This is a genomic window from Vibrio sp. Vb1337 (assembly GCF_033338715.1).
Taxonomy (GTDB): domain Bacteria; phylum Pseudomonadota; class Gammaproteobacteria; order Enterobacterales; family Vibrionaceae; genus Vibrio; species Vibrio alginolyticus.
This window is the reverse complement of the sequence record NZ_JAWOTD010000150.1, coordinates 1-1,237: the sequence shown is the minus strand read 5'-3', so window position 1 is coordinate 1,237 and position 1,237 is coordinate 1. Positions and strand designations below refer to the sequence as shown.

The window sequence follows — 1,237 nt, the reverse complement described above, 5'->3', positions numbered from 1 at the left end:
TGTGAAGAGTGGGATGTCCAGTGGGCAATCTTCCGTCCGCTGCGTGAAGCAACGGAACGTGATATCAACTTGATCAAAGACTTGCGTGAAGAACTACGCGAAGAAGCCGTGAGCAACATCGGCATCGCACTGTAATGCGAAAGCGAATATGAAAAAGGCATCCCGGGGGATGCCTTTTTTGTTAGAAACGTGGTTACGATTCTTTTGAGTCTGGTTTTGTTGGCTCTTGTGTTTCTGGCTCAACGTTTTGTTTTTCTAACTCTTCGTCGTCGTCATCGCGGCTTTCGATTACGCCGTGCATTTCTTTCCAGCTTTCCCAGCGTTGGTAGGCCAGTTCTTGCATGTCGGTGCTCTTGTCGGCTTCGTCGATGATTTCTTCACCAACTAAGTGCTCAAAGATGTCTTCAAGTGTGACAAGGCCAAGCACGGTGCCGTATTCGTCGACCACAAGTGCCAGTTGTAGGCGGTGCGTCATCATTTGATCGAATACTTTTGGTAGCGCTGTATTGTTCAGAACCACTTGGATTGGACGCATGACCGCACCGAGTTGTTTCTGACCACTGCCTGATTGCTGCATCTTAAACAGTTCTAGACGATGCACAAAGCCGATGATGTTGTCTTTCTGCTCGCTGTATACCAGCGGACGTGAGAACGGTGTGTCTTTGTGCTTGTCCAGAAACTCATTGATGGTCATTGTTGCGTCAACGCGGAAGACAACAGGGCGAGGTGTCATGACTTGTGTGACAGGCACATCTTGAATCCCTAGCAGGTTGCTTAAGATTTTAGATTCGCCTTCTGCAAATTCACCACTTTCGCGTGCCAAAATCGCCATCGCAGAAAGTTCATCACGCATTTTTGGTGCTTCGTGGTTACGAGCCAAACGCTTGGTGATTTGCTCTGAAAACCATACAAACGGCGTTAGCGCCCATACCATCCAACGTAGCGATACCGCCGCTGCTGGTGCAAGCTGACGCCAGTACGTTGCACCGATGGTCTTCGGTACGATTTCAGAGAGAACCAAGATCGCCAGTGTGAGCACAGCAGAGAAGATGCCAAGTGCTTCGCTGCCGAATACGACGGCCGCCTGTGCACCTGCTGTTGCTGCACCGATAGTGTGAGCAATAGTGTTTAGAGTCAGAATCGACGCTAATGGGCGGTCGATGTCGGACTTGAGTTTAGATAGCTGCTCAGCAGCAGGATGCCCCTGTTGATTGAGCTGCGCAATGTAGCTCGGACT

2 protein-coding genes are annotated in these 1,237 nt (G+C 50.0%); one reads left to right on the top strand and one right to left on the bottom strand.

Annotation, left to right across the window (positions count from 1 at the left end; genetic code table 11):
• Positions 1-135 (top strand): DUF416 family protein (locus tag R7E42_RS24625; RefSeq protein WP_318073181.1); only part of this gene is annotated, 135 nt, incomplete at its 5' end.
• A 58-nt stretch (positions 136-193) separates the two neighbouring features.
• Here R7E42_RS24625 and R7E42_RS24620 read toward each other — a convergent pair.
• On the bottom strand, positions 194-1,237 hold a 1,044-nt coding region (locus tag R7E42_RS24620), incomplete at its 5' end, for a hemolysin family protein (RefSeq protein ID WP_318073180.1).